Source organism: Natronincola peptidivorans, assembly GCF_900111615.1.
Lineage (GTDB): Bacteria > Bacillota > Clostridia > Peptostreptococcales > Natronincolaceae > Natronincola_A > Natronincola_A peptidivorans.
Genome location: NZ_FOHU01000025.1, coordinates 18,323 through 27,577 on the forward strand (window position 1 = coordinate 18,323; position 9,255 = coordinate 27,577).

The window sequence follows — 9,255 nt, forward strand, 5'->3', positions numbered from 1 at the left end:
GTCAATGATAGAAAGCGGTGAAACACAATGGAAAAGAATCATAGATTGGAGAGCCAAAAGATTACAAAATTACTGATGAATCTGTCTCTGCCAGCTACGGTAGGGATGCTAGTAAATTCATTATACAATATAGTAGATACAATTTTTATAGGGCAAGGTATTGGCTATCTTGCAATAGGAGGCTTGACCATCGCATTTCCTATCCAGATGATCATCATGGCGGTGGCACAGATGGTAGGGATAGGAGCAGCCTCTGTTATTTCACGAAATCTTGGAGCTAAAAATAGCGACAGAGCCAATCATGTAGCAGGAAACTCCTTTATAGCAGTTACCTTCTTTGGGATACTTATATGCGTGATAGGATTGCTTTTTATAAATCCAATATTAAGAATGTTTGGCGCTACGGATATATTACTTCCCTATGCTAGAGAGTATTTACAGGTGATTTTATTAGGAAGTATCTACTTTCCCTTTGTCGTCTCCAGCAATAGTCTAATACGTGCAGAAGGAAACGCAAAAGCAGCTATGTTTACCATGATGATTGGAGCTATTTCAAATATTATCTTGGATTATATATTTATTTTTCCATTAAATATGGGAATAAGGGGAGCTGCTTTAGCTACCATAATATCTCAGTTTATTTCTTTAATCTATGTGTTGGTTTATATTTTCGGAAAGCAAAGTACAATAAAAGTAAAGCTGCATCATTTAAAACCAGACTGGAAAATACTTTACGATATCATGGCAGTTGGTTTTCCTTCCTTTGCTAGACAGGTGGCGGGGAGTGTCATGGCCATCATATTGAATAATTCTCTTGCTTTTTATGGTGGAGAATTAGCTGTATCTGTCTATGGTGTTGTTCAACGGGTAATCATGTTCTTATTTATGCCACTGTTCGGCGTTGTTCAAGGGATGCAGCCAATCGTAGGCTATAATTATGGTGCCAATAGAATTGATAGGGTAAAGGAAACAGTAAAGCTATCCATTATGGCTACCACCATATTGGCATCAGTAGGCACTTTATTTGGCGAGCTTTTCCCTAGATTTATTATAAGAATGTTTGACAATGATCCAGCGTTAATAGAAAATGGAGTTTATGCCCTGCGGATTGTTATCTCTATGATACCGGTTGTAGGGGTACAAATTATTGGAGCAGCTTTATTTCAATCTATTGGCAAAGCCATCCCTTCCCTATTTTTAACCCTTTCTAGACAAGTGCTATTTTTTATTCCGCTGGTACTGATTCTACCAAGGATTTATGGATTAGGATTATTAGGAATATGGATAACATTTCCACTATCAGATGTGCTGGCAACAATCTTTACAGTAATGCTAATGAAGAAGGAAATGAAGATCATAGAAAGACAGCATGGTGAAGCAACCTAGAGGATAGAAAGTAGAATCATCAGTCAGTCCATGAAGCTCCTCCCATTGAAACTATGCAGTTGACTTGGGAGGAGCTATCCTTTTATGAAAAAATCCTTTAACATAATAACCAGTATTGATTTTTCCTCCCAATAAAATAATGAAGCTGCTGAGATGTTTTCTAGGTCTTTACCAAAAATATGGTAAAAAATAGAAGACTTATTGGTACATTTGATGTAAAATAGGGTTATGGTAAAAATTTACCAAAAGCATTTTCATATAATTGAAGGAAACGATAAATAGTAACCATAGAGAAAACAGTAGGAGTATAAAGAAAGAAGCAGAGGAAAAAAATGATTCTATAAAGGATGATGCATAATAATCCCTTAGGAAAGGTAGTGAATTTGTGAAAAAAGAAAATCATCAACATTTCAAAAGACCCATCATGGATGTCATCAAAAACAGGTATTCAGTGAGAACCTATAGAGGAGATAAGCTAGAAGAGAATATAAAAAATCAGTTGAGGGCCTATGCGGCAAAGATAAAGGGTCCTTTTACCCCAAAGGTACGACTAGAATTGATTGATTGTCTAGAGATTTTAGAGAAAACTGGTGGGAAAATTGGCACCTATGGCGTGATCAAAGGGGCTCAAGATTATATGGCAGCAATTGTAGAGGATGGAGAAAGAAACCTTGAGGAACTGGGCTATGTGTTAGAAAAGTTCATACTATATGCCACAGCTATAGAGCTTGGAACTTGTTGGCTGGGAGGGACTTTCAAAAAAGGTGAGTTTGCAAAACTAGTGGCATTAAAGGAGAATGAAACAATGCCTATCGTTACCCCCGTAGGCTATCCAGCAACCAAGAAAAGCGTAGTGGAGTCCTTCATGCGTTTTGCAGCAGGCTCTAATCAAAGAAAAGCATGGAAGGAATTATTTTTTCATGAAAGCTTTGATACACCATTAGAAGAGAAAGAAGCAAAGGAATATCTTCAAGCTTTAGAGGCTGTAAGGCTAGCGCCTTCTGCCTCCAACAAACAACCATGGAGAATCCTAAAAAAGGGAGAAAAGTATCACTTCTATTTAAAAGAAAACAAAGGATACGGAGAAAAGTTGGGCTTCAATATTCAGAGAGTGGATATGGGGATTGCTATGTGCCATTTTGAGATGGTTTTACAGGAAGCTGGAATAAAGGGAACATGGCGTGTAGAAAAACCAGATGCTACTGAAATAGAAAATCTCGTTTATACCGTCAGCTGGGTATAAATCACCGATGCTATTAGGAAATGAGGAGGCAAATATGATACAGGTAATCAATATAAAGAAGAAATTTTATGATAAAAAACATGGAGATTTTTATGCAGTGGATGATGCCAGCTTTGAAGTGGAGAAGGGTGAGATCTTTGGCTTGTTGGGACCTAACGGAGCAGGGAAGACCACCTTGCTTCGAATAATGGCCACCATTATGGAGCAATCCGCTGGGAAAATCATCGTCAATGGATATGATACACAAAGTCAACCAGAGGGGGTAAGAAAGTCTATTGGCTTTTTATCCGGTAACACCAAACTCTATAAAAAACTGACACCGGTTGAAACTATGCGATTTTTTGGTAAATTTTATGGCATAAAAAAAGAGATAATGGAAAAAAGGATAGAGCAAATCATACACAATCTACAAATGGAGGATTTTAAAGATAGAATCATAGAAAAACTATCCACTGGGCAGGTTCAAAAAACCTCGATAGCCAGATGCATGATTCATGATCCGGAGGTATATATACTGGATGAGCCTACACTGGGGCTGGATATTCTTACAAGCAGGACGATCATTGATTTTATAAAAGCGAAAAAAGAAGAGGGGAAAACCATCATTTTTTCAACTCATTATATGGAGGAGGCAGATTCTCTATGTGATAGGATTGGCTTGATACACAAAGGGAAAATCATAGAGACAGGAACCATAGAAAGCCTCAAAAAGAAAACCGGCAAAACAAATATAAGGGATATATTTTTGTCGTATATAGATAGGGGAGATATGTCATATGAGCTTCCAGAAAATTAATTTGATATGGCATAAGGAAATGAAGTCTTTATTTAGAGATAAAAAGGCGCTTATTACCATATTCTTACCTATCCTTATTTATCCAATAATCATGATCTTTTTTATGGGTTTCTCTATGATGGTACAATCAAATCTAGAGGGAAATATGAGTGCTGTTGCCATAGAGGATACAGTAAATGAGGGATTTGTAAAAATATTGCAGGAGGATGAAAGAATTGAAATACTTCCCTTGTCTTCAATAGACTTTATTGAAGATATCAATGAAGGCAATATTGACGCAGCTATTACCATGACCCTAGATAATAACGTAGAAAGCTACGAGGTTCATTATAACTCCACCATAGACGGCAGTGACAGGGCCTTCTATAGAGTGAGGAGCAGCTTTAGACTTTATGAAGAACAGGCAAAGGAAGATAGATTAATGCATGTTGATATAGATGAGAGGATCAACGATATTGTTGCTATCGAAATGGTGGAGATCTCAGATGCAGGGGACACTTCCGATGATCGAATGATAGCTATGGTATTAGGGATGCTGGTGCCCTTTATTTTACTGATTTATTCTATTATTGGCTCTTACACCATATCCTCAGATTTGAGTGCAGGGGAAAAGGAAAGGGAAACATTAGAGACGATCTTTTCAGTGCCAATCAAAAGATTTGAAATCATTACAGGAAAATTACTGGCGGGGGTCACGGTGGGGATGATTAGTGGTTTTGTCAACATTGCCTCTTTATTTCCGCTGTTATACGTGATTTTAAATGCTATTTCGGATTTAAATATCTCTTTATCCTTCCAGCTACTAGTATTTCTATTTATCATGCTTTTACCTGTGATGATTATGACCAGTGCTTTTTTAATTGGCCTGGGGCTATTTGCAAAGACATATCAGGAAGCACAGTCCTATGGTTCAGTATTGTTGATTGCCTTTATGTTTCCATGTTATCTTGGTCTTATTCCAGATATAGAGCTTACAAGCCTTACCCTATTTATACCAATCACCAATTCTTTATTGGTGATGAAGGAGGCTTTTCTGGGAGATTATCATCTTTTCAATATAGGAATTATACTTTTAGTAAATATGTCAATATCAGCGATAGCAATAATCATAATGAATAAACTTTTTCAATCAGACTGGGTTATTTTTAGAAGTGAAAAAGGCTGAGAAAAATAACGAATAAAACCAGTATATAGGAGATGGCGTATGAACTTTTCAATCGTATTAAATTTATTAAAAAAAGAGATTCTTGCACTTTCAAGAAATAAAAGAATCATCATTGGATTGATTCTTCCGGTATTATTACTTCCACTTTTGTTTTATGGTTTTAATCAAGTTCAGGACATGACGGCAAGGGGTTCTGAGGCATCATTAAGCAGGATTCATTTGGTAGGGGAGATCCCGGATGAGGTATTAGATGCCTTATATAATGATGCTAGGCTTGAGATTATAGAGGATGTTGAAAATTATGAAAAACTTATTCAAAATAGAGAACTGGACTTGGTTTTAGAGTACAGCTATAGTGAAGATATCCATAGGTTCGAGTTCAAATTTGATTCTGGCAGAAGTGGGGGAAGAAGGGCAAGTGAAAGAATAGAAGGCTACTTATTAGACTTTAAAGAGGAGGAGCAGTTAAAGCTGCTAACCCTGGCAAATGAAGATGAATCCTTACTGAATCCAGTAAATTTACAGATGAAGGATATTGCAATGGAAGAGGATATCATGAAGCATTCCTTAAGCAATATCATTCCCATCGCATTAACCCTGTACGCCTTGTTATCCGTAGTTAACTTTGCGGTTGAATTAACTACGGCTGAAAAGGAACTGGGTACCTTAGAGACTTTGTTTTCTGTGCCAATAAAAAAGAAGGAGTTAATCGTAGCAAAGATAGTAGCCTGTGTATTATTCGGCTTGGTCTCTATGATTATAAGTCTACTGATACTACTGGCTTTTGCCCCAAGGTTTATTGATATAGAAATCCTGCACTTTGCAGCAGATCCTTCCATCGCAGCGGTGCTAGTGCTTACCTTATTTCCTCTGATTGTCATGGGAGCAGGGGTAAGCTTAGGGGTGGGGATGTTTGCAAATAGTTATAGAGAATCAGGTGCTTATATCACTCCTTTGATTTTTGCCTTTATGATACCAGCCTATATAGGAAGTACGCCAGGCTTAGAACTGAACGCCTTTTATGCTATGCTGCCTATTATCAATTCTACTTTACTGATCAAGTCGGTATTTGTAGGTGGGTTGGATATATATTTATTTGCCATCACCCTTGTTACCAATACTTTATTCTCAGTAATGAGTTTAACCTTTATGTTTAAGGTTTTTGGAACAGAAAAGATATTATTTGGTATTGGTAAAGGGACTTCCTTTAAGCTGAGAAGGAAAGAGCTAAAGAGAAGAGATTTTATCGAAGTAGAAGATGTTTTTATGAGTTTATCTATCATCGTAATTCTGTATATCTATATGAGTACGGTGCTAACGGAGCCGATGGGAATAGTAAGAGGAACGATTTTCATGCAAGTTTTTGTCTTTGCTTTGATTCCCATAGGTATCATATGGTATCTAAAAGGCTCTCAAAAGAAAAACTTAGGCATGAGAATGCCTTCAGCATTGGGAATGCTGGGAGGGGTATTTTTATGGGTTGCAGCTTTTAGTCTAAACTTTATCTATCAGATATTGATAACACCCTTTGTATCTCAAATACCTACTTTGGTAGAGTTAGAGGCGCAGCTGCAGATTTTAAGTCCCTTGACGATATTCTTTTTCATAGCAGTGACTCCCGGTATCTGTGAAGAAATACTTTTTAGAGGGTTTGCCTTTAGACCTATAGAAAAAAATCTAGGACCTAAAGCAGCAATCATCATCACATCTCTAATGTTTGCTGTGGTACATCTAGATTTTGTCAGGCTGTTTCCTACATTTTTATTGGGATTGGTTTTTGGCTATGTAGCCTATAAAACAAAGTCTATTTATCCAGCTATAGTTCTCCATATATTAAACAATGCCTTTGCGGCATTTATGCCCAGCGGAATGCCATTAACCCTATTGAATCTATCTATCGTTTTTATCATAGCATCTATTGTGGGTTATGTACTACTGGAGAAGAAGCATCCATTATTATCTAAAGCAGAGGATGAGGTTGAATAACCATTGATGATGGAGGCTTATCTCCAGAGATAGGTAACAATAACTTATAGAGCTTATAAAGTTTATTGCTTATGATGATGTTTGTTGAGATACATCCTCGTATCAGCAATCTTTAAAAGTTCTTTTCTTTTTGTTCCGTCTGAAGGATAGTGGGCAATACCATAGCTGAATTCATTAGCAATAATAGCATCCTCTATCACTACGGGATGATTGATAAAATAAGCATGAAGGTTGTTGATAATACTGATGACAGTTTGGAAATCTGCATAAAGAAATACAGCTACGAATTCATCGCCGCCATAACGGGCAACAATATCAGTTTTTCTAACAGTGCTTTTTAATCCTTGGGCAAATTGTTGAATAAGCAGGTCACCTCTTTGGTGACCTAATGTATCATTGGTGATCTTTAAGTTGTCCAAATCAAACATAGCAATGGCAAAGGATTCGTTATATCTTTCTGCTCTATCAAGAAGATCATCGAATATTTCCTCAAAATAATACCTGTTATAGATATTGGTCAAATTATCATGCTTTAGTAAGTACAACAGCTTATCCAGTGATTCTTGGTTTTTGATAACAGTGGTTATCTGGTTGGCAAAATACTCCATAAAGGACATATCCAAATCAGTAAAACCATGCAAATTCTTACTATCTACGTTAATAATACCATAGAGCTTGTTGTCAACCTTGATGGGTGTGGATAGGGCTGTCTTTGTAATAAAACCGTCAGCATGATACAGCTCTTCATAGGTATCTTGGCTGAGATGGTTTTTGTCATACTGCTGCACATCTCTTATGATACAGCTTTGCGAAGTATCACCATGATTGTATCTATATAAAAAGCTGTCCTCTAGCTTCAATTGGAGGTTTTTAAACTTCTCTTTATCATATCCAACCAAAGCCTTGTATTCTAGAAGATTATCTTCTTTTAAGATCAAGAGACTTCCTAAATCTGCATCGTCAATACACTGCACAGCCTTCTCCAGAATCAATTGAAAAAGCTGTTGTTTATCTTTAATGGTCAGGATAGAATCACTGATCTCTAAAATACTCTCCATGATTTCCTTGGTTTTTTCATGGTTTTGTCGATGGGCATTTACATAGTTGGAGGCATATTGGTAAGTAAAATAGCAGATGCCAAATGTCATTACGGATATTAAAAGAAACATTGGGAATCCATATTGCTGATTAAAGATAATAGGAAGAAAGTACATGCTTAAAAGAAATATTACAATATACAAAAACATTAGACTGAATACCAACATAGAGCTCTTTCTCATGACGCAGCACCTCAAATAATAAAATATAACTAAATTAAGATGTCCCCCACCTCTATAGGTGGCGGGTGCCACTTAATTTTTTCAGTGGGAGTTCAATCTCCCACTGAAATCGTTGAATGACGGGCAAAGCCCTTATTGAACAACTATTTAGGAAAAAGAATAACAATGTGTAGTATTATGATAAATTGTGCTTGATTGTTTGAAACACCTTGGTTATCAAATCACCGGAGCTTTCATTTGAGATAGTATTGCTATCAATAGCAGGAGAAATAATGACTTTAATAGCCGCAGGTTTTATGTTGCGGTCATTATTGGCTTCCAAGATTTTGTAGGTGTTCCGAATAGTTATCGGAACAATAGGTACATTTGCTTTTTGAGCAGGCTTTAAACTACCGGGTTTAAAGGGATTTAATTCACTGCTTTTACTTCTGGTTCCCTCTGGAAAGATCACGATAGATTGACCAGATTTTAAGCTTTCAGTAGTTTCCTTGATAGCCTTTAAGGATTGACGTATATCATTTCTGTCGATAAAGACCCCTTCAATGCAGGCTAACCATTTGCTGATTACAGGCCATTTAGCTATTTCTATTTTTGCTAGGAAGCCTAAGGATTTGGGTAGATGGTGCAATAATATAGGTATATCAAAATAGCCTTGATGATTACTTACAAAAAGAACAGGGCCTTCTTTAGGTATATTGTCTAAACCGATTACCTCTACGGTGCTACCAGTAGCTTCAATCAAGATTTTGCTCCAACGTTTACTAATCATATCAGCATAGCTTCTTTTTTCATCAATAGCTCCGGCTTTTTGCAATCTATTACTCTTTGGGATGGCCACCAAAGCCACAAAAATTCCATAAAATAGAAAATGAATAATTCCAAAAACTTTTTTCATCAGTTTTTTCCTCCTAAAGAACTAAATTCGTAGTTATGATGATATAATACTACCACAAAATATTGTGGAATTAAAGAAGGTATTTTATATTTAGTTCTATCTAAGTTAAACAGGAAATATGAAATTAATGAAGAATATTATTAGGTAAATCTATTGAATGATAGTGTAAAGTAGGTTATGAAAACTAAGAAACAAAATTTTACAACATGATTTGTGGGGGGAGTACCTTCTTAAAAGAAGAAAACATCAAAAAAATAGATTGATGATACCACAAATAATGCTCTGGAACCCACAGCATTGATGGTGAAACGATGAAGTTTAGCAAAAGTGCAAAGGCACATTTAAGGGGAAGGTTGGTTTTGTTGTGAGAGGATGGTTTGTTGCCCTAAGTAGATCAGTAGCTGCCATTTGCCCGGCATATTATCGGCATTTGTCAGCATATCGACTTCGTTTAAAGGACGCTTCCACTCATGAAGCTTGTGAGGACGAAGAAAGTTATAGTAA

General features: G+C 36.5%; 7 protein-coding genes. 5 read left to right on the forward strand and 2 right to left on the reverse strand.

The window, feature by feature from the left end:
- Positions 1-27: 27 nt before the first annotated feature.
- The 5 genes from BMX10_RS16205 (at position 28) to BMX10_RS16225 (ending at position 6,576) form a co-directional block, all read left to right on the forward strand.
- Positions 28-1,386 carry an MATE family efflux transporter gene (locus tag BMX10_RS16205; RefSeq protein ID WP_090446601.1) on the forward strand — a complete coding sequence of 453 codons (1,359 nt, stop codon included), beginning with the start codon at positions 28-30 and terminating at the stop codon, positions 1,384-1,386.
- A 385-nt stretch (positions 1,387-1,771) separates the two neighbouring features.
- Entirely contained in the window at positions 1,772-2,629 is an 858-nt protein-coding gene (locus BMX10_RS16210; RefSeq protein ID WP_244272754.1) for a nitroreductase family protein, read from the forward strand.
- Positions 2,630-2,663: 34 nt separating this feature from the next.
- Positions 2,664-3,425, forward strand: coding sequence for an ABC transporter ATP-binding protein (locus tag BMX10_RS16215; protein WP_090446603.1), 762 nt, complete (start codon positions 2,664-2,666; stop codon positions 3,423-3,425).
- Positions 3,406-4,590 (forward strand): ABC transporter permease, encoded by a 1,185-nt coding sequence (locus tag BMX10_RS16220; RefSeq protein WP_090446605.1) that lies wholly within the window; start codon positions 3,406-3,408, stop codon positions 4,588-4,590. Before BMX10_RS16215 ends, BMX10_RS16220 begins: the two co-directional genes overlap by 20 nt.
- A gap of 39 nt (positions 4,591-4,629) precedes the next feature.
- The gene (locus tag BMX10_RS16225) at positions 4,630-6,576 is read left to right on the forward strand and encodes an ABC transporter permease subunit/CPBP intramembrane protease (protein ID WP_090446607.1); all 1,947 of its coding nucleotides are present in this window, start codon (positions 4,630-4,632) and stop codon (positions 6,574-6,576) included.
- A 62-nt stretch (positions 6,577-6,638) separates the two neighbouring features.
- Here BMX10_RS16225 and BMX10_RS16230 read toward each other — a convergent pair whose 3' ends face one another.
- Positions 6,639-7,841, reverse strand: a complete 1,203-nt coding sequence (locus BMX10_RS16230; protein ID WP_170834863.1) for a sensor domain-containing diguanylate cyclase — start codon at positions 7,839-7,841, stop codon at positions 6,639-6,641.
- Positions 7,842-8,031: 190 nt separating this feature from the next.
- Positions 8,032-8,751, reverse strand: a complete 720-nt coding sequence (locus BMX10_RS16235) for a lysophospholipid acyltransferase family protein (protein WP_090446611.1) — start codon at positions 8,749-8,751, stop codon at positions 8,032-8,034.
- Between the last annotated feature and the right edge of the window lie 504 nt (positions 8,752-9,255).